Annotated in this window: 20 protein-coding genes; 5 read left to right on the top strand and 15 right to left on the bottom strand. The window is 63.5% G+C overall.

What is annotated here, in order from left to right:
- Positions 1 to 146: 146 nt before the first annotated feature.
- The 4 genes from VGD10_RS12650 to VGD10_RS12635 form a co-directional block, all read right to left on the bottom strand.
- Complete coding sequence (locus tag VGD10_RS12650) at positions 147 to 1,220, bottom strand: ionic transporter y4hA (protein ID WP_331041178.1); 1,074 nt, start codon at positions 1,218 to 1,220, stop codon at positions 147 to 149.
- A 772-nt stretch (positions 1,221 to 1,992) separates the two neighbouring features.
- A complete protein-coding gene (locus VGD10_RS12645) occupies positions 1,993 to 2,580 on the bottom strand; it encodes a hypothetical protein (RefSeq protein WP_331041177.1) in 588 nt (195 codons plus the stop codon).
- Positions 2,581 to 2,680: 100 nt separating this feature from the next.
- Positions 2,681 to 3,001 (bottom strand): DUF6894 family protein, encoded by a 321-nt coding sequence (locus VGD10_RS12640; protein ID WP_331041176.1) that lies wholly within the window; start codon positions 2,999 to 3,001, stop codon positions 2,681 to 2,683.
- A gap of 57 nt (positions 3,002 to 3,058) precedes the next feature.
- Positions 3,059 to 3,301: a GDCCVxC domain-containing (seleno)protein gene (locus VGD10_RS12635; protein ID WP_331041175.1), complete on the bottom strand. Its 243-nt coding sequence runs from the start codon at positions 3,299 to 3,301 to the stop codon at positions 3,059 to 3,061.
- A gap of 180 nt (positions 3,302 to 3,481) precedes the next feature.
- Between VGD10_RS12635 and VGD10_RS12630 the strand changes: the two genes are divergently transcribed.
- Positions 3,482 to 4,240 carry a MerR family transcriptional regulator gene (locus VGD10_RS12630; RefSeq protein ID WP_331041174.1) on the top strand — a complete coding sequence of 253 codons (759 nt, stop codon included), beginning with the start codon at positions 3,482 to 3,484 and terminating at the stop codon, positions 4,238 to 4,240.
- 33 nt (positions 4,241 to 4,273) lie between these two features.
- Here the strand turns inward: VGD10_RS12630 and VGD10_RS12625 are convergent, their stop codons facing one another.
- From VGD10_RS12625 to VGD10_RS12590, 8 genes are all read right to left on the bottom strand, one after another.
- Positions 4,274 to 4,912, bottom strand: coding sequence for a F0F1 ATP synthase subunit B (locus tag VGD10_RS12625; RefSeq protein WP_331041173.1), 639 nt, complete (start codon positions 4,910 to 4,912; stop codon positions 4,274 to 4,276).
- Positions 4,905 to 5,399, bottom strand: coding sequence for an ATPase (locus tag VGD10_RS12620; RefSeq protein ID WP_331041172.1), 495 nt, complete (start codon positions 5,397 to 5,399; stop codon positions 4,905 to 4,907). Before VGD10_RS12620 ends, VGD10_RS12625 begins: the two co-directional genes overlap by 8 nt.
- Positions 5,400 to 5,420: 21 nt before the next feature.
- Positions 5,421 to 5,651, bottom strand: coding sequence for a F0F1 ATP synthase subunit C (locus tag VGD10_RS12615; RefSeq protein WP_331041171.1), 231 nt, complete (start codon positions 5,649 to 5,651; stop codon positions 5,421 to 5,423).
- Positions 5,652 to 5,694: 43 nt separating this feature from the next.
- Positions 5,695 to 6,480, bottom strand: coding sequence for a F0F1 ATP synthase subunit A (locus VGD10_RS12610; RefSeq protein ID WP_331041170.1), 786 nt, complete (start codon positions 6,478 to 6,480; stop codon positions 5,695 to 5,697).
- Between the two features lie 37 nt (positions 6,481 to 6,517).
- The gene (locus VGD10_RS12605; RefSeq protein WP_331041169.1) at positions 6,518 to 6,835 is read right to left on the bottom strand and encodes an AtpZ/AtpI family protein; all 318 of its coding nucleotides are present in this window, start codon (positions 6,833 to 6,835) and stop codon (positions 6,518 to 6,520) included.
- Between the two features lie 160 nt (positions 6,836 to 6,995).
- Positions 6,996 to 7,373: a YdbL family protein gene (locus VGD10_RS12600; protein ID WP_331041168.1), complete on the bottom strand. Its 378-nt coding sequence runs from the start codon at positions 7,371 to 7,373 to the stop codon at positions 6,996 to 6,998.
- 3 nt (positions 7,374 to 7,376) lie between these two features.
- Positions 7,377 to 7,595: a YnbE family lipoprotein gene (locus VGD10_RS12595; RefSeq protein WP_331041167.1), complete on the bottom strand. Its 219-nt coding sequence runs from the start codon at positions 7,593 to 7,595 to the stop codon at positions 7,377 to 7,379.
- Positions 7,592 to 10,810 carry an intermembrane phospholipid transport protein YdbH family protein gene (locus tag VGD10_RS12590; protein ID WP_331041166.1) on the bottom strand — a complete coding sequence of 1,073 codons (3,219 nt, stop codon included), beginning with the start codon at positions 10,808 to 10,810 and terminating at the stop codon, positions 7,592 to 7,594. Before VGD10_RS12590 ends, VGD10_RS12595 begins: the two co-directional genes overlap by 4 nt.
- A gap of 174 nt (positions 10,811 to 10,984) precedes the next feature.
- Between VGD10_RS12590 and radC the strand changes: the two genes are divergently transcribed.
- A complete protein-coding gene (gene radC, locus VGD10_RS12585) occupies positions 10,985 to 11,665 on the top strand; it encodes a RadC family protein (protein WP_331041165.1) in 681 nt (226 codons plus the stop codon).
- Positions 11,666 to 11,672: 7 nt separating this feature from the next.
- On the opposite strand, the gene VGD10_RS12580 is transcribed toward radC, so the two are convergent.
- On the bottom strand, positions 11,673 to 12,035 hold the full coding sequence (locus VGD10_RS12580; RefSeq protein ID WP_331041164.1) for a response regulator: 363 nt from the start codon (positions 12,033 to 12,035) through the stop codon (positions 11,673 to 11,675).
- Positions 12,036 to 12,201: 166 nt separating this feature from the next.
- On the opposite strand from VGD10_RS12580, the gene purB reads away from it, so the two are divergent.
- From purB to VGD10_RS12565, 3 genes are read left to right on the top strand one after another with little or no spacing between them, the layout of a single operon-like run.
- On the top strand, positions 12,202 to 13,512 hold the full coding sequence (gene purB / locus VGD10_RS12575) for an adenylosuccinate lyase (RefSeq protein ID WP_331041163.1): 1,311 nt from the start codon (positions 12,202 to 12,204) through the stop codon (positions 13,510 to 13,512).
- Positions 13,509 to 14,054 (top strand): biliverdin-producing heme oxygenase, encoded by a 546-nt coding sequence (locus VGD10_RS12570; protein ID WP_331041162.1) that lies wholly within the window; start codon positions 13,509 to 13,511, stop codon positions 14,052 to 14,054. The genes purB and VGD10_RS12570 overlap by 4 nt, the downstream gene beginning before the upstream one ends.
- On the top strand, positions 14,051 to 16,624 hold the full coding sequence (locus VGD10_RS12565) for an HWE histidine kinase domain-containing protein (RefSeq protein WP_331041161.1): 2,574 nt from the start codon (positions 14,051 to 14,053) through the stop codon (positions 16,622 to 16,624). The genes VGD10_RS12570 and VGD10_RS12565 overlap by 4 nt, the downstream gene beginning before the upstream one ends.
- 6 nt (positions 16,625 to 16,630) lie before the next feature.
- On the opposite strand, the gene VGD10_RS12560 is transcribed toward VGD10_RS12565, so the two are convergent.
- Positions 16,631 to 17,560 (bottom strand): MBL fold metallo-hydrolase, encoded by a 930-nt coding sequence (locus tag VGD10_RS12560; protein WP_331041160.1) that lies wholly within the window; start codon positions 17,558 to 17,560, stop codon positions 16,631 to 16,633.
- A 55-nt stretch (positions 17,561 to 17,615) separates the two neighbouring features.
- The coding region (locus VGD10_RS12555) for a TonB-dependent receptor domain-containing protein (protein ID WP_331041159.1) at positions 17,616 to 19,055 on the bottom strand (1,440 nt) is incomplete at its 5' end.

Here is a 19,055-nt window from a genome sequence, read left to right as displayed (position 1 = left end):
CGCGCCCAGACCACCCTCCCCGGCTCAGAAAGTCGTGATCCGCACCATCCGCTCCGGCTTCAGCATCAGCTCGGCGAGAGCCTCGATCCAAGGGCTTCCCAAGCAGCGGACTTAGGCTCTGCGGCAACAGCCCCACTGCTTCGCACTCAAGGGACAACGGTTGTGAAGAGATACACTCCCAATATTACCAGATGAACCACCCCCTGCAGAATCGTCGTTCGACCGGTAGCGAGGGATAAAGTCGAAACCATCAGTGTCAGGAACAAGAGGATAATCCCCTTGGGCTCCAGCCCCAAAGCAACCGGCAGGTCGACAAAGAGCGACAGTGCGGCAACGCCAGGAATCGTGAGGCCGATGGTTGCCAATGCCGAACCGAGGCCAAGATTGAGGCTGGTCTGAAGGCGATTGGCTCGTGCTGCCCGCACGGCCGCGATGCTTTCCGGAAGCAGAACCAGAGCAGCGATAATAACACCTACCACTGCTCTTGGTGCGCCAGCATCGGCGACTGCCAATTCGATTGGATCGGAGAGCGCCTTGGCCAGCAGGACCACCGCGCCGAGGCAGGCGAGCAGCAAGACCCCGGAAGTAATCGCTCGGCGCTGCGTCGGCGGGTCGGCATGAACCGCCTCGTCCATCGCCATATCCTTAGGCGGCAGGAAATAGTCGCGGTGTCGAACGGTCTGGACCGACACAAAGGTCAAATAAAGAATGAAGGAAACCACCGCCACGAACGCCAGCTGCGGCGGCGAATAGACAGGCCCGGCCGCGCTGGAGGTGAAGTTGGGCAGCACAAGCGTCAGAACAGTCAGTGCGCAAAGCGTGGCGAGCGCGGCGCTAACACCGGTCTGCTGGAACGTCTGCTCGCGATGGCGGATTGCGCCAACCAGAATGCAGATGCCGACAAGGCCGTTGAGGATGATCATCACCGCAGCGAATACGGTATCGCGCGCCAGAGTGGCCGCATCTTCGCCGGCTGCTGCCATCAGTGTGACGATCAGGCCGAGCTCGATGATGGTCACGGCTATGGCGAGCAGGAAGGTGCCGAACGGCTCCCCGACTTTATGGGCAACTACTTCGGCATGATGAACGGCGGCAAGCACTGTGGCGATCAGAGCCGCACCGATGACGATCGGGGGTACGGCCATTCCGGCCAGAGCTAGAACGAAGAACCACGCGACGCCGGGAGTGATCCAGGTCCAGTGTTGAAGCGCGCGTAGCATGAACCCCATCTAGGGCAGCTTCAACTGTCCGCAATGGGCGGAAAGGGGACATTCCTCGGCAGCAGCAATACGTCGATACCCTCAATCCACCCACACCCCTACACGGCGCTTTCCCTCAATCCCGCAGAAAGTGCATTCGCTGGAGCGCCATAGCCTGGCAAGTTGCGATATCGTGGTGGCGGGTTTCTCAAGTTCAGGGATGGCCGCAAGCGGGACGGGAAGTACTTCCTCACAAGCCGCACAAGAGATGGAAACTTGAACCTCATCAGCGATGGCCTCGGCGACGCTGAACTGAAGCAACCAACCCCGAGGAGCGTCTCTCCGACCGATGGGCAGGCCGCCAGTATTTTGCAGTTCGGCACGATTTGCTAGGTGGTACCCAGCGTTCCAGCATCTTCTGGCCCAGTTGGTCTCTGAAATGAGGGAAGCTAGGTGCGTAGGTTGGTATTCCAGCACTTGGTAGCTCGCAACGATGCCCGCGTGGAGGAGGTCTGCGACGCGCCGTTCAACGCAATCGTTTCCCTTTAAAGCAGCCTCCTTTTCGCATTTCATGAACCGACTTAATACCCGGCCTGGAAAGTCATTCGTCTGCCCGACGTATATAGGAGTGCCGGGATTACCTCGCTTATCCGGGTAGCGAGGGTCCCGGATCAGGTAGGTTATCCAAAGCCCCTCTCGCTGCGCGAGTTTGGCTCGCGCTGTTTCAGCCATGATGGCGTCCAGGACAGCCTTCCTTGCGGGATCAGCCTGGTACCGAGGCATGCATGCTCCCCTAAACCTTCCTAGCACGCCAGACGGTCAGCCCGTCTCGCAATCCCCGCCATGCTTTCACGGCTCGATACCAGTCGCCATTCACCCAATGGTCGAACTCACGAAAGTTCAGATCATAAATGTGCTCTTGGTTTCGCTTGTCCCACAGCCAGTTGAGGCGGCGCTGAAGCTTCTTGTCGATTACTTCTAGCTCGACGAGCCGCGCGATACGTTTCTTCTGTCCCGAGCCACGTCCAAGTCCATACTCCTCGGGAAAGATCGTGATGCTCTCGCAAATCGTGCCGAGAAGACAGACAGCTTCCTTGATGATCATTTCCCGGGCCTGACCACTTAAATCGGTATGGTAGGCGAGCCAACGGAGAACATCATGGGTCATTAAAGCGTAGCTGACGTTCCGCTTCAGAGTCTCATCGCTAATGAATGATAGCTTCCTGCGCTTATCCTGAGCGGTTCCGATGAAGCCTCGGGGAAAACGGACTCGTCCGTGCCATGCTTCGCCCGGGTGGAGCTTCGTATAGTCAGCAATCTGTTGAAGCAGCCCGTTGGCCTCAGCGGCTACGGCGATCAATTGATCTTTGTTCTCGATCATGTGTGGAGGGTGTCTGATTAGACATCCACATGGAAGCTTCTAAGCGCCGTTTTCCACAGCTTGCATGCTCAGGCGCCGGATCAACTCCAGCACTCAAGCCTCAGTGCGTCCGCCCAAGCCCCGCGATCGTCTGGTCCACCATCGCCCGGTCCGCGTCCGCATCATGCGCTTCCGCGATAAGCGCGGCAGCGGCGGCGGCGGCGGCAGCGGCGGCGCGGGCGCGGACTTCCGCGACGGCGCTGCGCTCGGCGGCGGCGATCTTGTCTTCAGCCATGCAGTCGCGGGCCGCAGCGAGCGCGATGCCCGGCACGGCATCGGGCGGCATTTCAAGACCTTCAGGGTCGAGCACCTCATCGGTGCCGTCTCTTAGATGCAGGTAATATCGGGGCATGTAGGGCTCCTCGTTTAGGCGGGAGCTCATGGAAGTCTCTCAGTCGCTGATGCCGAACGCCCACCTCATCAGGCCCTCTTGCCTCGATCAGCCATCGCAAGACTCGCCGCCGCCACATGATGAGGCAACGCATTTCGCGCCTGCCCCTTGGATTGGCGGACATGGCACGTTGGCATACGAGCAGAACACGCAGCAGTCGCCCTTCAGTGGGCGCAGCACCTCCCCACAATGCTTGCAGTCGTAGAAGAACTGGCACGCATCGGTCGGCATTGTCTCCACTGAGACACCCCGACATTTCGGGCATGTGAGGGCGGATACGAGTTCGGTCATGCCCCCCCCAGCAATTTCATCAGCGGCTTCTCAAGGAACGAAGGCCATAGAGCAGACAGGAGAACGAACACAGTCGCTAGCGTTAGCATAATGAGCGTTCCTCGCTTTGGCGCCTCAGTGCCGCAACTCGCGTCCGCGGCACAATGCCGCCGTTTCCGCAAGTAAAGCAACCAACCCAAGGTGATCGCCACAGCCGCTGCAATGGTCATCGGCCAGTGGAAAGGCACGAAGGCCGCCAAACCACCGGCTCCGACGCCTAGAGCAGCTAAAACCAGCGGCAGGACGCAACAGGCGGCGGCGGAAAACAGCGCGCCAGCACCTGCAATGGTGCCAACTGCTGCTACCCCGCGATCTGGTGCCTCAGACGAGGTAGAGCGTATCGCAGTCTCATCCATCGATCTGGTCTCCAAGCCGATTCGCTCCTATGTGCCACCTGTAGCTGTTACAGGATCAAGGATAATCGTCATGCCTGCTGCCAGAGCGAGACGCATCACTCGAGGCGAGTTGGCCCGCCGCACGGGCGTCAACATTGAGACGATCCGCTATTTTGAAAATATCGGCGCCTTGGCGAAACCGGAGCGAACGGAGGGCGGACATCGCATCTATGACGAAGGGCATGTTCGCACGCTCGGGTTCATTCGTCGTGCCCGCAGTCTCGGCTTTTCCCCGCAAGAGGTGCGAGCGATCCTTGCTCTTGGAGGGCCAGGGAAAGCGGACTGCGGCGAAGTGCGCACGATCGCGGAGCACCACTTGGAACAAGTGCGAGCCAAGCTGGCCGATCTGTCAGAATTGGAGCGGCTACTGACGCAAACCGTTGAGCATTGCTCTGGAGACGCTGCTCCCGATTGCGCCGTCATGGATCTGATTGAGGAAAGCTCAGCAGCTGAAACGACACTGCCCTGTGTCCGCAATGGGTCGAGAGCAGACATTCGGCGGTGACGGGCACTCGCTGATAAACTCCAGCACGAAGCCTCAGTGCGTGCTGCCAAGCCCCGCGATCGTCTGATCCACCATCGCCTTATCCGCGTCGGCGCCATGCTGCTCGGCAATCAGCGCGGCGGCGGCGGCGGCGGCGGCATCGGCTGCGCGGGCGCGGACTTGCTGGATCGCGGCGCGCTCGGCGGCGGCGATCTTGTCTTCGGCCATGCGGGTACGGCGCTCGACCAGAGCGGCGCTGTCGGCCTTCGCCTGCTCGACGATGGCATCGGCTTCGTGGCGGGCGCGGTCCAGCATCTGCTGGGCTTCGGCGCCGGCCTGCGCGGCCTTGGCTTCATATTCGGCTTTCAGCGCCTCGGCTTCGGCACGGAGTTGCGCGGCTTCGTCCAATTGCTCGCGGATGCCGGCGATCTTCTTGTCGAGCGCGCGGCCGATCGCGGCCGGCACCTTTTTCCAGAGCAGCAGGGCGATGACCACGATCATCGCCAGCGACACCCAGGCGGTGGCGTTCAGGCCAAGCGCCGTCGGGTCGGCGTGCGGCGCCTCGCCATGGCCGCCGTCGGCGGCGGTGGAGGCGATGGCATGCTCGCCGCCATGCGGCAGCTCCGCCTCGCCCTTGGTGGACTGGGCGGCGATATTGGCCTCTACGGCCGCGCTTGCAGAAGGATTAGCCATTGACGAGCGCCCGCTTCACCGCCTTGGCGGCCTGTGCCTTGGTCACCTTCGCGCCCGAAAGCTTTGCGACCATTTCCTGCGCCGCTTCCGCGGCGACATTCTCGATATCCGCCTTGGCAGCGTCGGCCGCCGCGCGGATCTGCGCTTCGGCGGCCGCCGTCTTGTCGTTCAATTCCGCGTCCGCGGCCTTGATCTTCTGCTCGGTCTCGCGGGCCGAAGCGTCCTTGGCGGCTTGCGTCACCTTGAGCGCTTCGGCGCGGTTGACCTCGAGCTGCTGCCGGTATGCCTCCTCCGTCTCGTCGGCCGCCGCGCGGGCGCGCTCGGCGGCTTCGAGATCGTCCGATATCCGCCGGTCGCGCGCTTCCACGGTCGAGCTGATCTTCGGCACCATGCCAAGGCCGATCACCACGAAGATGAGGCCGAAGGTGATGGCGAGCCAGAACAGCTGCGACGCGAAGGTTGCGCCTATTTGGGCTATCTGAGGCATCGGCTGTTTGCTTTCGTCAGCTTAGCCGACGACGAAGAGCAGGATCATCGCAACGACGAACGCCAGCAGGCCGAGAAGCTCGGCGGCGGCGAAGCCGATGAAGAGACGGCCCTGCTGGCTGTCGGCGGCGGCGGGGTTGCGGAGCGCGCTCTCGAGGAACGATCCGAACACGTTACCCACGCCAAGCGCGGCCATGCCGACGCCGATCGCGGCGAGACCTGCACCCAACAACCGTGCTGCTTCTGCGTCCATTATGAAAACTCCTTTTGAATAAACCGGTAAGCGTTGAAGAAACTCAGTGAAGATTGATCGCGTCGTTGAGGTAGAGCGAGGTCAACAAGGCGAAAACGTAGGCCTGGATGGCGCAGACCAGCAGCTCCAGCAGCGTGATGCCGATCATCAGGACGAAGCTTGGCAGGCTGACAATCGGGGCGACCCAGAGCGCCTCCGCATTGAGGCCGTTGATCACGAAGCCCGCAAGCACCTTCATCAGGATGTGGCCTGCGGTCATCGCGACGAAGAGTCGAAGCGCGAGGCTGAACGGACGCACCATGAAGGAGACGAACTCGACCGGGATCAGGATCGGAAGCATCCACCAGGGCGCGCCGTGCGGCACGAACAGGGAGAAGAAATGGAGGCCGTGCTTGGCGAGGCCGACGATCAGGACGATGCCGAACGACACGATGGCGAGGATGCCGGTGACGGTCACGTGGCTCGTGACGGTGAACGGGTGAAGTCCGACCACGCCGATGGGAAGCATGCCCATCAGGTTCGCGATCAGGATGAACATGAAGAGCGAGAAGACATAAGGCGTGAACTTGCGGCCGGCGGGGCCGATATTCGTCGTCATCATCGATGAGATGAAGCCGGTGACGCCCTCGACCGCGGCCTGCCAGCGGCCGGGGACCAGCTCCCGCTTCATGCCGCCGAGCATGAACACCCCCAGCACGATCAGGGTGACGAGCATCCACAGCGCGCTGTTGGTGAAGGCGATCTGCTGACCGCCGATGGAGAATCCTTCCGCGATGGTCTGCACCTCGAACTGGTGCATCGGGTCGATTTTACCCTCTTCGGCCGCCACGCTGTAGTTCCCGTTCAAATAACCCAAACGCCCGAATTTACGGGCGCCGGTTGGAAAGCTTGATGATGTTCCAGAACCCAGCCGCCGTTCCTAAAAACAGCATGATGAGCAGGAGCCAGGGGGAAGTTTCGAACAGCTGGTCCAAAGCCCAGCCGATCGCCGCTCCGCCAAGCATTCCCCCGATCAGATAGGACAGAACGCGGTTGCCGAGCTGCTCGCTTGAGTCAGCGGCCTTCCTGTTCCGGCCGGTCCGTTCCGCTTCGTCCGCCTGCGCCTTTTGAAGCCGCTCGTCGAGCGAAGCCAGCCGCGCATCTTCCGGAAGCTTAGGGTCCTGCCCGGGTTCGTTTTCCGCCATGCTTCTTCCCAAGGTGAGGCCCCGCGGAAAACGAGGTTCACGAAGGGCTGGAACATGCCGGCGAACAACCCCGCCAAGGCGCGCTCCCTTTAGGAAGGGTGGCACCTCAAGTCAACAGCGCTGCTGCAGTGCGAAAAGAAGGAAAAAGGCGTCGCGGGAATCAGCCGCAATAAGCGGGGCGGAGCACCGGCTGACTGCCCTGCCGCTGCCGCCAGATGCCGTCCGGAAGACGATAATATTGCCCCGGCGCGACGGCGGTGGCGAAGATTTCGCAGGCCATGGTCGCGCCCACTTCCTCAATGGTTGCGGCGCGGCGCCCTGCAAGGCTCGTATAGCTCGCCCGCCGCCGCACATTGATCGCGTTCACCGCGGCGCGAATGTCCGCGGGCGCGTTGCTGCCGACGATCCCCAGATACCCGTTCGCCTGCTCACCCACGAAGCCGGTCGCGCGCAGCTCCGCGGCCGTATCCGCCTGCGCATAGGCAGGGGCCGCAAGGCCCGCGGCCGCGGCGATGATCAACCCTCTACGAAACGACATTTCCTAAAAAACCCCCGGCTCCCTCTGGCGCAATTCTCGCACATCCTCGGTCAACCGCACAACAACCTCCTGCCGGATGTTGATGTTGAGGTTGATCTCGATCGGCTTGTCCGGCGCGCTGATTTCAACGCATCCGGGCAGCGCCGCGATCGCGGTCACGCCGGCCAATATCTTCCCCGGCGTGGTGCCGAGACGCACCTTCTCTATTCTGGCCTCTTTCATTGCACTGTCTCACTTTCCTGGGGCTGAACGCTTTCCTGCTGCGGTTGGGTTTGCTGGCTTTGCTGCTCATCCTGCTGGATCACCTCGACTGGCAGATCCTGAAGCTCGGGCGGAAGCACCGGCTGGATGATCTGGCTGGGATCCTCGAACGAGCGGGCGGTGGCGATGAGTGCGCGGAACGGCCCGCGAATGGCGATATTGAATTCGAAGGGTATCTTGGCGATCTGGCTGATGATGTAGCCGGCGATGCCGCCCTGCGGCGCGGTATTGGTCGCGATTCCGTCAAGCTCGATATCGGCCAGGAATTCGCCTTCGAGCGAGCCGTTGAGGCCGATGATGAACTTGTCGTAGCGGAGCGACTTCAGCGCGTTGAAGGCGAGAAGGCCGTAAGCGCCAAGATCCGCTTCGGTCACGACGCCGACATAGGACAATGTGCCGCCGCCCGGGCGCGCTTCCAGCCTGCCGTTGACGATCCGGCCGCCGGTTTGGTCGAATTCCATCGGCAGCACGCCGTCGAAGATGCCGGTCGCCTCGATATTGGCGAATTCCATCTGCTGGATGAAGATCGCGGCATCGAGCCCAATGACGTCGAAGGTAAGCCGTTTCGTCGAAGGCTGGCTGAAGTCGAGCAAGGTTTCGCGAAGGCGAAGCTCGCCGCCCATGAAGGGCCAGACGCCCGATTCGACGCGGACGCGGGAGTCGGGGAGCAGCTGGTAGCGGATCGTGCCGTCCACCACGTCGATGCCGGTGCGGATGAGGTCCACCTGTGCCACCTGCCCCGGTGCGCTAGTGAGGCCGAGAAGATCGGTGAAGTTGACCGTCGTCGTCAGCCCTTCGACCGGGCCGAATGGCGCGGCGAGATCCATATCCTGGGTCGAGAAGGTGCCTGTGCTGCTAGTGCCGTTCCGGTCCCAATTGATCTGGCCGCGGCCGACGAGCGTGCCGTCGACAAGGGCGACGACCCCGGTGGTGAGCCGGGTCAGCTCTTCGGGCTGATAGCCGTCCACGGCGAAGGTGATGCCGGGCACATCCAGGACGGCATTGCCCGAGCCGCTGTTCAGGGAATGGCGGATCGTCGCTTCGGTGACGCGGGTGCCGGTGTCCGGGTCGATCAGCCATCCGCGCGCATCGATCTGGTTGTTGCGCAATGTCAGTTCGAAATCGTTCGAAACTAGCGGCCAGAAACGCGGCGGATCGGCCTGATCGGACACGGTCAGCGATCCGTTCAGCGACAGGTCGCCGCCTGCAAGCCGCCAGTCCCCACGCGCATTTGAAATGTTGAGCGGGACATTGGCGATGGCGCCGTTCGCGCCGGCGAAGGTACCGGCCGCGCCTTCCGCCGTCATGCGGCCGTTGAAGGTGCCCATGTCGATGCGGTTCACATAGCCGCCGCCGCCGAGGCGAATGGCGGCGTCGCTGCTGGTGAAGCTCTTGTCGGCGAGATTGAAGCGGAAGCGGCTGGCGGAGAAGCTGAACGGGCTCAACCCGAGGCGGCCGCTGATCCGCGCGGGCCGGATCTCTGCCCCGCCCTGCACCGGACCGTTGGCCGTCTTCCAGACCAGCGCGCGGCCGGTCGGGCAGAGCGGCAGGCGGGTGCGGCCGAAGCGGAAGTTCGAAATCTGCAGCGCATCGAAGCTTACGGCGACGCAGCGTTCGCCAATCGCGAAGGCGCCACCGCCGAAATAGCCGGCGATCGGAAGCGAAAGGCCGCGGACATAGCCGTCGCCGATCGGCCCGCTCATCACCGCCGCCGTTTCGATACGGGTCGTGCCGTTCCGGCCGGCGCGGAAGCGGATTGGCGCAAGCGCGAGCCGCGCATTGCCCGCCGCCATCGGCGCGATCCGTGCTTCGCCGCGCATCGGCGCGCCGCCGCGCGGCTGGTTGAGGCTGAGACGCGTTGCCGGAAAGCCGCCGCCGGTCAGGCCGAACTCGCCATCGACGCGCATAGCGCCGCTCGGCCAGTAGTAAGTGATGCCCTCCCCGCCATTGAGGCCGATCCGCGCGCCGCTCCGGCTCTCGGCGCTGAGGCGCTCAACCCGCACCGCGCCGTAGCGGGTGGTGTTGACCATCCGGAGCGACGCCGACGCGTCCATGCCGCCTGCCGCGCGCCGAACCGCAGTGGCAAGCGCCGCTCCGATCGGCTCCAGCGGCGTTCCTTCGGCGCCGGCGATTGCGCCAACGATTGGCCCGACAAGGGCATTGCCGCCCGTCACGCCGGTGGCGCTGGTGTCCGCCAGCATGGAGATATCGCCGTTCTTCAGCGAGATCGCGTAGCGGCCCCTGAGGTTGGTTCGCGCGGCACCGAGCGCGCCGACGCGCGTCTGGACGGCCGACAGGTTCATCGCGCCGCGCGTCAGCTTCCGCATGCCGTCGAACGTGATCCGGCCCGATACGCCTGCCGCGCCGTTGGCGCCAATCCGCGCCCGTTGCATGGCGAGGCCCGCATTGCCGCGCCAGGCGTTCAGCGTCTCCGATACCTTGGCATTGAGGTCGATTACCGGTTTGGTCAAGTCGACGCCGGCGCCCGGGCAAAGCAGCCGGTCGGCTCTGAGCGGACCGTCAACCGCAGGGCTGCGGTCGTCAATAGCGACCTTGGCATAGCCGACGACGTTGCCGACCGCACAGCGTCCCAGCAGAAGCTCGGAGGAACGCACCGCCATCTCACCGCGGAAGCCGTCGGCAAGATTGCCCACGCCTTCGACCGCCGCGGCAATGCGGCCGGACTTCGTGTCGATGGCAAGCGCCGCGTCGGCGAGATCGACGTTAAGGTCCGGGAATTCGAAGGGCTTGCCAGTCGGCGGCGGCAGCAGCTTATCCACCTCCCCGAAGGACAGGCGCTCGTCGACTATACGCCCGAACATGCGGACGCCCCGTGCCTTGACGAGGCCGATCTTGGGGCGGCGAAAACCCCAGCTGATCTTTACCTCGACGAATTTGGCGGTGAGGTCCGGCCGGCGGGGGTCGCCGATCACCAGATCCTCCATCTGCTGCGTGCGGAAGCCGACGCGGGTCACGCGGTAGGTCGCCTGCACGCCCCTCCGCTCGAGCTCCCGCTCGATATAATCGGTGGCGAGCTGCCGCCGCTGCGTCCAGATGATGACGATCAGCAGCAGGACGACGAGGATGAATCCGATGATGACGGTCGCCCAGCGCGGCCGCCTCAACGGCAGCCTGATACGCCGCCGGCGATGAACTGCTTCCTCTCCCGCTTCCATCTATCGGCCTTTAACGCAGAACAGGGGACGCGGGAGCCATGAGCATCAAGAACATTGCTCCTAAACCTACGCTATGCGGGAAGCGTTCCGCCACCGTCACTTTTTCCGCACCTCGCTTGCACTAAGGTCACAGCGGCGTTTGCCTAAGGCCACTCCGCGCCTTAAGCCAGTCTTATGGCAGACCAGCCTCTCGACGGAACCGGCCACCGCGCGCGGCTCCGCCAACGCCTCATCGACGGCGGACCCGATGCGTTGTTGGATCACGAACTGGTCGAATATCTTCTCACCCTCACCATTCCCCGCGTCGACACCAAGGCGATGGCGAAGAAGCTCATTCATCAGTTCGGCAGCTATGGCGCCCTTCTCACGGCCGATGCGGAAGCGCTGCATCGTGCGGGAGCATCGGAAGCAGCGATCGGTGCGCTTAAGATCGCGCAGGCCTCCGCGCTAAGGCTCTTGAAGTCGGAAGTGCAGGACCGGCCGGTGCTAGGCTCCTGGCAGGCTCTGCTCGACTATCTCCACGCCGATATGGCGCACAATCCGGTCGAGCGGGTGCGCGTTCTCTTCCTCAATTCGAAGAACATGCTGATCCACGACGATCAGATGTCGGAAGGCTCGGTGGACGAAGCCGCGGTCTATGTCCGCGAGATCATGCGCCGGGCGCTCGACTATAATGCGACTGCACTCATCCTGGTGCATAATCATCCAAGCGGCGACCCGAGTCCGAGCAGCGCGGACATCAAGCTGACCCGCGACATCGCAGAGGCCGGGCGGCATCTCCGCATTGCGGTTCATGACCATGTGATCATCGGCACGCGCGGTCATTCGAGCCTTCGCGCGATGGGATTGATCTAGAACCGCCTCAAGCGTTCTCGCGGTAGGCTGCGCCCATCACGTTGCGGACCGCCTCGGCCAGTTCCTCGGCCTTGATCGGCTTCTGGATCACGGTCACGCCCGGCGCGCGTTCCTCAAGCTCTTCGGCATAACCGGTGATGAAGATGGCGGGGATCTTCCGCCTCTTGCATATCTCTTCCACGGCGCGGAGGCCGTCGCCTGGGAGCAGGCGCACATCGGCGGTGATGAGGTCGATCTTGTCTCCGCCCGCGCCGAACACGGCGGCATCCTCCGACCGGGCGAAACTGAACGACGTAAAGCCCAGATCCTCGAGCATATCCTCGATGGACCGGGCGATAAGCTGTTCGTCTTCTATAATGAACGCGTGCATCAACGTACCTGCTGAGCGAAATTCTACCATCTGGATTTCAGGTATCAACCATCGCCTGCCGGTTCAGTTGCGCGCCCCGCCTATTGCAACAGGCTGCCTGCCGCTCACGTTGAAGCGCAGAAGCGTCTTTGCTACCCCGCGCCTCGCCCAAAGACCGGAACTCCGCATGATCCCTCGGTATTCGCGTCCCCAGATGACCGCCATCTGGGAGCCGGAGGCCAAATTTCGCATCTGGTTCGAAATCGAGGCGCATGCGACGGACGCGCTTGCGGAGCTCGGCGTCGTTCCAAAGGAGGCCGCCAAGGCGCTCTGGGATTGGTGGGCCACCAATCCCATCATCGACGTCGCCGCAATCGACGCGATCGAGGCGGTCACCAAGCATGACGTGATCGCCTTCCTCACCTGGGCCGCCGAGAATGTGGGCGAACAGGCCCGCTTCATGCACCAGGGCATGACCAGCTCAGACGTGCTCGACACCTGCCTAGCCGTACAGCTCGCCCGCGCGTCGGACCTACTCCTGGAGGACATCGACCAGCTGCTTGAAGTGCTGAAGCGCCGCGCCTTCGAGCACAAACTCACCCCCACCATCGGCCGCAGCCACGGCATCCATGCCGAGCCCGTCACCTTCGGTCTGAAAATGGCCGAGGCCTATGTCGAATTCGCCCGCAATCGCGAGCGGCTGGTTGCGGCCCGCAAGGACATCGCCACCTGCGCCATCTCCGGCGCGGTCGGCACCTTCGCCAATATCGACCCGCGCGTTGAAGCGCATGTAGCCGAGAAAATGGGGCTCAGCGTCGAGCCGGTCTCGACCCAGGTCATCCCTCGCGACCGCCACGCGATGTTCTTCGCAACCCTCGGCGTGATCGCCTCCTCGATCGAGCGCCTCGCGACCGAGATCCGCCACCTCCAGCGCACCGAAGTTCTGGAGGCCGAGGAATATTTCTCGCCGGGTCAGAAGGGTTCGTCGGCCATGCCGCACAAGCGAAACCCGGTGCTGACCGAAAACCTCACCGGCCTCGCCCGCATGGTCCGCGCCTATGCCCTCCCCGCGATGGAGAATGTCGCCCTCTGGCACGAACGCGACATCAGCCACTCGTCCGTCGAGCGCTATATCGGCCCCGACGCCACCATCACCCTCGACTTCGCCCTCGCCCGCCTCACCGGCGTGATGGACAAGCTCCTCGTCTATCCGGAGCGGATGCAGAAGAACCTCGACCGCATGGGCGGCCTCGTCCATTCCCAGCGCGTGCTGCTGGCCCTGACCCAGGCGGGCGCCAGCCGTGAGGATTCCTACCGGCTTGTTCAGCGGAACGCGATGAAGGTTTGGGAATCGGACGGCCAGCTCTCGCTGCTGGAGCTGCTGAAAGGCGACCCGGAAGTCACCGGCCTGCTCTCTCCCGCCGAAATCGAGGAACGTTTCGACCTCGGCTATCATTTCAAGCATGTGGACACGATCTTCGCCCGCATCTTCGAGTGAACGCCAGAGCAGCCCTGCGTGCGGCGACCGCGGCCGATCACGCGCGCGTGGACGCGCTCTTCTCGCGCTACGACCTCTCGGGCAAAGAGGGCTACCGCCGCTTCCTCCTCGCTCAGGCCGCAGCCTTCCTCCCTGCCGAGCAGGCGCTGGAGGAGGCAGGCGCTGGCGGTCTGCTGGAGGACTGGCCGCAGCGCCGCCGCTCGCACCTCCTCATCGCCGACCTTGAGGCGCTGATTGCCCCCGCGCCCGAACCCATTCCTCCTCCGCTTTTTCCCGACCAAGCCTCCGTCATGGGAGGAATTTACGTGCTGGAAGGGTCCCGCCTGGGCGGCGCGGTCTTGAAGAGGAGCATTGCCGAAGGAGCGCCCCGGCAGTTTCTCGCCGCAGATCAAGGCCGCGGAAGCTGGCGGATACTGCTGGAAAAGCTGGATATATTTCTGTACCGGTCCGACCTTATCGAAGCTGCGGCAGACGCTGCGAAGAGCGTATTTCAGAGGTTCGAAGCCGGGGGGCTGCGCTATCTGGAGACGAATCAGGAGTGAGTGACGCGTACCCCCAGGTTGACCTGACCAACTGCGACCGAGAACCGATCCACATTTTGGGCGCGATCCAGCCGATCGGCTTCCTCATCGCCCTCTCCTCCGACTGGATCATCCTCCGCGCATCCGAAAATGTGGCGGATTATCTCAGCGCGTCTGCTGAGGAGCTGATCGGCCAGCCGCTCACGTCACTGCTCACGCCGGCTGCTGTGCACGGCCTGCGCAACCGCGTGGCGATGCTTCGCGGGCCGGACTCCGTCGAGCGCATCTTCGGCTGCACCCTCATCGACGGCAAGCACCCGTTCGACATCGCCATCCACATGTCGGGCGGCTCCATCGTCATCGAGGCGGAGCCGGGCACCGAAGAGCATGGAGACGTCACCGGCATCGTCCGGGCGATGATCACGCGGCTCGACCAGACTCCCGATATGACGGCCTTCTTCAACGAAGGTGCGCGGCAGGTCAGGGCGCTCACCGGCTACGACCGCGTCATGGTCTATCGCTTCGCACCGGACGGCTCGGGGGAGGTCGTCGCCGAAACCTGCAAGCCCGGAATCGGCTCTTTCCTGGGCCTTCACTATCCGGCCACCGATATCCCCGCGCAGGCGCGCGAACTCTACAAGCGGAATCTCCTCCGCATCATCACCGACGTGAATGCGGCGCCGGTCGCGATCTTACCGCAGCGCGACGAGGAGGGACGGCCGCTCGACCTGTCGCTTTCGATGCTTCGCGCGGTTTCGCCCATCCACATCGAATATTTGAAGAATATGGGCGTCGGCGCCTCCATGTCGATTTCGATCATGGTCGAAGGGCGGCTCTGGGGCCTCTTTGCCTGCCACCATTATTCCGCCCGCTGCCCGAGCTTCGAACGGCGTTCGGTGGCCGAGCTCTTCGCTCAGATGTTCTCCATGCGCCTCGAAAGCCGGGAGCGGAAGGAGACGGTGGAGTTCGAACGCCGCGCCCGCGATATTTCCGACCAGCTCCTCGGCGCCGTCGCGTCGGACGAGACGCTGCTGAACGATCCCGACTGGCTGTCCGACATCCTCACCAAGACCATTCCCGCGGACGGCGTCGGCGTCTGGATCAACGGCAATCACGCATTTTCGGGCCTTACTCCGAACACCGAGCAATTCTCCCGCATCATCCGCGCCCTCAACGGAACGGCGGCGGGCAAGGTCTACGCCACGGACCGCATCGCCGCCCTGGTGCCCGGCGCGGAGGAATTCGCCTCCACCGTCGCGGGCATGCTCGCCATCCCGATTTCCCGTTCGCCGCGGGACTATGTGGTGCTGTTCCGCTCGGAGCTGATCCGGTCCGTCCGCTGGGGCGGCGATCCGCACAAGCCGATGGAATACGGCCCCAACGGCCCCCGCCTCACGCCCCGTGAAAGCTTCGAGGAATGGAAGGAGCTTGTGGAAGGCCGTTCCCGCGCCTTCACCCCTTCCGAGCTGCGGGTCGCCGAAACGCTCCGCGCAACCCTCATCGAGGTCGTGCTCCGCATGTCGGCCGAGGCCAATGCCGAGCGGCAGCAGGCGAATGAGCGGCAGGAGCTTCTGATCGCCGAGCTCAACCACCGCGTCCGCAACATTCTCGGCGTGATCCGCGGCCTCATCCGCCAGTCGAAGCCAAAGGAAGGCTCATCGATCGAGGATTTCGTCAGGCTGGTGGACGGCCGCATTCACGCCCTCGCCCGGGCGCACAACCAGATCACCGACGACCATTGGGGCCCTGCGCCCTTGCGCGCGCTCATCGACGCGGAAGCCGCCGCCTTCCTCGCGGGCCAGGCCGATCGCGTGGCTGTCCAGGGCCCCGAAATTCTTCTCAATCCGCAGGCCTATTCCACCATGGCGCTGGTGGTGCACGAACTCGTCACCAACTCAGCCAAATATGGTGGCCTTTCCGACAGCGGCCGCGTCCATATCGCCTGGGACCTTGAACATAATGGCGACCTCCTCATCCGTTGGCGCGAAAGCGGCGGCCCGCCGGTCAAGGCACCGACCCGCAAGGGCTTCGGCAGCACGATCATCGATCGCTCCATCCCCTACGACCTCGGCGGCAAGGCGCGGATCGACTATAATCCGGACGGCGTCGAGGCGACGTTCCGCATCCCGGCGAAGCACGTCACCGAGCCCAAAGACCATAGCGGGCCGATCATTCGCTTCGCCAAGCCGGACGTTCCGGTCATGACGGCAAAGCCGGAGCAGGTGATCGCGGGCAAGCATGTCCTGATGGTCGAGGACAGCCTCATTATCGCGCTGGACGCAGAGGACATATTGAAGCGCCTGGGCGCGGCGAGCGTCACCACCGCCGGAACCGTCGAGCACGCCCTGGAGGCAATCCACGACAGCCGCCCCGACATCGCGATGCTCGACATCAATCTGGGCGACCAGACCAGCTTCGCCATCGCCGACCGGCTGCACGAGCTCAACATCCCCTTCCTCTTCGCAACCGGCTATGGCGAACAGGCGCAGCTTCCGCCCGACCACAAGGCACGGACGGTGGTGCAGAAGCCCTATACGCTCGAAAACGTCGCCCGCGCCCTGCCGGAGCTGGTCAAGGAGCCTGCCGAGTAGGCGCGTCTAGTGCGAGTGCGTCTCGCCGCCGTGCACATGTGCCTGCTTCGGCGAACTGCGAAGGCTGTTGTACACCACTTCGACGAATTGGTCGGGCTTGATGAAGCCGTCCAGCATTCCATAGACCGCAACCGGCTTTGACGCCTTGATCTGGTCGAGCGTGCGGCCGGCCGCAATCCCCGCGGCGACTTTCCCACGAATATCGACCATCATGTCGCGATAGGCGGCAAGCTCCCGCTTCGAAGCCACCGGCCCATGACCCGGTATAATGCGCGTCGCATCGTTCGCCATCTCCAGGCCCTTGTTTGCGGCCGCGATCATGCCGTCGATCGAACCGCCGGAGCTGATATCGATTACGGGGAATGTGACTTTGTGGAAGAAGGTGTCGCCCATGTGGAGCACGTTCGCCTTCTGCCAGTGAACCAGGCTATCGCCGTCGGTGTGCGCGTTCCTGACGTGGACCGCGTGGAGGGTGTCGCCGTTGAGGTGCAGCGCCAGCCCCTCGTCGAACGTCACCACCGGCAGCGCGTCTTTGGGCGAGGCGGGGAAGGCCTGGTTCATGAGGCTGATGAACTGGTCGGTCGACATGCGCTGCCGCACATTGTGATGCGCGACGATCACCGCGCCGCGCTTGCCCAGATTCTCGTTCCCGCCGGTATGGTCGAAATGCCAGTGCGTGTTGATGACGAAGCGGACCGGATCGGGATCGAGCGTCCCGACCGCAGCAATGATCTTGTCGGTGAGCGGCGCGAACTGGTCGTCGATAATGACGTTCCCATCCTCGCCATAAGAGAGGCCGATATTCCCCCCCGCGCCGAACAGCACCGCAACACCCGGCGCGATCCGCTCTACCCTGATCTCGACCCTCGACATGTCGTCCTGAGCGACGGCGGAAGTCCCCGCCAGCGCGACCAAAGCCGCAACGAAAATACGCATGATGGATCCCCCTCTTTCGAGCTATCCTATCGCGGTTTTTCCGGCAGGAAAGGGCCTACGCGCCGAAATCCGCGGCAAGCGTCAGCAGCAGGCGGCGGTGATCGCTCGGGCGGAAGGACGAATTCGAAAAGACGTCCCAGCCATAGGTGTTGAACACATTGGTCACTTGCGCCCGGAAGGAAGCGGGCGAGGAGGCCAACGTGAACCGGTAGCGCGCGCCGATGTCGAAGGTGGTGCGGCCCTTGGTCATCAACTGCTCGCCTCCAAGCTCGGCGTAGGTTTGCGCGCTGGCGACACGGCCGCTCAGATTGTTGATCCCGAGATCGACCGACAATGCGTCGAACTCCGGCAGCCGATAGTCGAAGTTCGCCCGCACCGTCCTTGCCGCCGTTCCCACGGGACGCGGTCCAATGATGCCAAGGTCGACAGCCTCGCCGGAAACCTCGGCGTCCATCAGTACGGCTCCGGCGACGACGCTCAACCCCTTCACCGGCTGTCCGGCAAGCGACAGCTCGATGCCGCGATGGCGGACGGTGCCAAGCTCCCGATAGACGCGGGCGGGATCGAGATTGAAATAGGGCTTTCGCACGTCGAACAGGCCCGCAACGAAGCTGAGGTTCGGCATGATCGCATATCGGATCCCGGCATCGCGCTGACTGGTCCGAATGGCGGGCGGCGCCGAGTTGCGGTTGCTTGCATTCGGGGGTGCAATCCCGCTTTCTTCGAGCCCGCGCGTATAACCGGCATAAGCGGCCAGCTTGCTGCTTAGATGAAGCGCGAGTGTGCCGTTATAGAGCCACGGACTGTCCTGCGTGGTGATTGTCGGCCCGGCAGGAACGACCGTCGTTTTGTTGTAGTCGGTTTTCTGAAGTCCGAGGCTCAACTCGCCGACGCCGCGCCAGCGCCCTTCATAGCCGATGCCGCCGGTGATCTGCCGGACCGTATCACGGGTAAGTTCGCCGAAGGTCAGCTCCGGCTCCGGCACGTCTTTCCTTATCCCGAATATCACCGGCCCGAGGTCCCGCTCGGCGGAGCCGCCGTACGCGCGCTGGGTGTCCCGGCCGCGCGCGGACACATGAATGACGTGCCGCCGCGGACCCTCGGCGACGGTGTAGGACGAACGCAGCTCCCCCGAGGTCGATTCCGCGGTCTGGACCTTGCTGGCGATCAATGTGCGCCGTGCCGTTCCGTCCGGCTGAATGTTCCGGTAGAATTCGTAGAGCGTGCGCTTCTGATGATCCTCCCAGCGAAACGCTCCCGCCCTTACCTGCCAGTCTTCCGCAAGCTGAAAGGATCCTACGGCGCCGTACGACTGGCGACTGATGCGGCTGTCGGTCCAATCGAGGCCGAAGTAGCGCCGCTCGATTTTGGGCGGAAGATAGGGGCCGCCGCTGAAGATATATCCGAGCGTTTTGTCGTCGAAATATTCCATCCGTCCGTAGAAGGGCTTGATCTCGACGCGGTCGCTTGGGCGCCAGCGGAGGACGCCGCCTAT

The sequence above is a fragment of the Allosphingosinicella sp. genome (assembly GCF_036402135.1).
Taxonomy (GTDB): domain Bacteria; phylum Pseudomonadota; class Alphaproteobacteria; order Sphingomonadales; family Sphingomonadaceae; genus Allosphingosinicella.
The sequence above is the reverse complement of the archived record's forward strand: the minus strand, read 5'-3'. Positions and strand labels throughout refer to the sequence as shown.

What these genes read in the sequence shown, in the direction of transcription:
- VGD10_RS12650 (WP_331041178.1), bottom strand. Translation starts at nt 1,220, where the DNA reads ATGCTACGCGCGCTTCAACACTGGACCTGGATCACTCCCGGCGTCGCG.
- VGD10_RS12645 (WP_331041177.1), bottom strand. Translation starts at nt 2,580, where the DNA reads ATGATCGAGAACAAAGATCAATTGATCGCCGTAGCCGCTGAGGCCAAC.
- VGD10_RS12640 (WP_331041176.1), bottom strand. Translation starts at nt 3,001, where the DNA reads ATGAGCTCCCGCCTAAACGAGGAGCCCTACATGCCCCGATATTACCTG.
- VGD10_RS12635 (WP_331041175.1), bottom strand. Translation starts at nt 3,301, where the DNA reads ATGACCGAACTCGTATCCGCCCTCACATGCCCGAAATGTCGGGGTGTC.
- VGD10_RS12625 (WP_331041173.1), bottom strand. Translation starts at nt 4,912, where the DNA reads ATGGCTAATCCTTCTGCAAGCGCGGCCGTAGAGGCCAATATCGCCGCC.
- VGD10_RS12620 (WP_331041172.1), bottom strand. Translation starts at nt 5,399, where the DNA reads ATGCCTCAGATAGCCCAAATAGGCGCAACCTTCGCGTCGCAGCTGTTC.
- VGD10_RS12615 (WP_331041171.1), bottom strand. Translation starts at nt 5,651, where the DNA reads ATGGACGCAGAAGCAGCACGGTTGTTGGGTGCAGGTCTCGCCGCGATC.
- VGD10_RS12605 (WP_331041169.1), bottom strand. Translation starts at nt 6,835, where the DNA reads ATGGCGGAAAACGAACCCGGGCAGGACCCTAAGCTTCCGGAAGATGCG.
- VGD10_RS12600 (WP_331041168.1), bottom strand. Translation starts at nt 7,373, where the DNA reads ATGTCGTTTCGTAGAGGGTTGATCATCGCCGCGGCCGCGGGCCTTGCG.
- VGD10_RS12595 (WP_331041167.1), bottom strand. Translation starts at nt 7,595, where the DNA reads ATGAAAGAGGCCAGAATAGAGAAGGTGCGTCTCGGCACCACGCCGGGG.
- VGD10_RS12590 (WP_331041166.1), bottom strand. Translation starts at nt 10,810, where the DNA reads ATGGAAGCGGGAGAGGAAGCAGTTCATCGCCGGCGGCGTATCAGGCTG.
- radC (WP_331041165.1), top strand. Translation starts at nt 10,985, where the DNA reads ATGGCAGACCAGCCTCTCGACGGAACCGGCCACCGCGCGCGGCTCCGC.
- VGD10_RS12580 (WP_331041164.1), bottom strand. Translation starts at nt 12,035, where the DNA reads ATGCACGCGTTCATTATAGAAGACGAACAGCTTATCGCCCGGTCCATC.
- purB (WP_331041163.1), top strand. Translation starts at nt 12,202, where the DNA reads ATGATCCCTCGGTATTCGCGTCCCCAGATGACCGCCATCTGGGAGCCG.
- VGD10_RS12560 (WP_331041160.1), bottom strand. Translation starts at nt 17,560, where the DNA reads ATGCGTATTTTCGTTGCGGCTTTGGTCGCGCTGGCGGGGACTTCCGCC.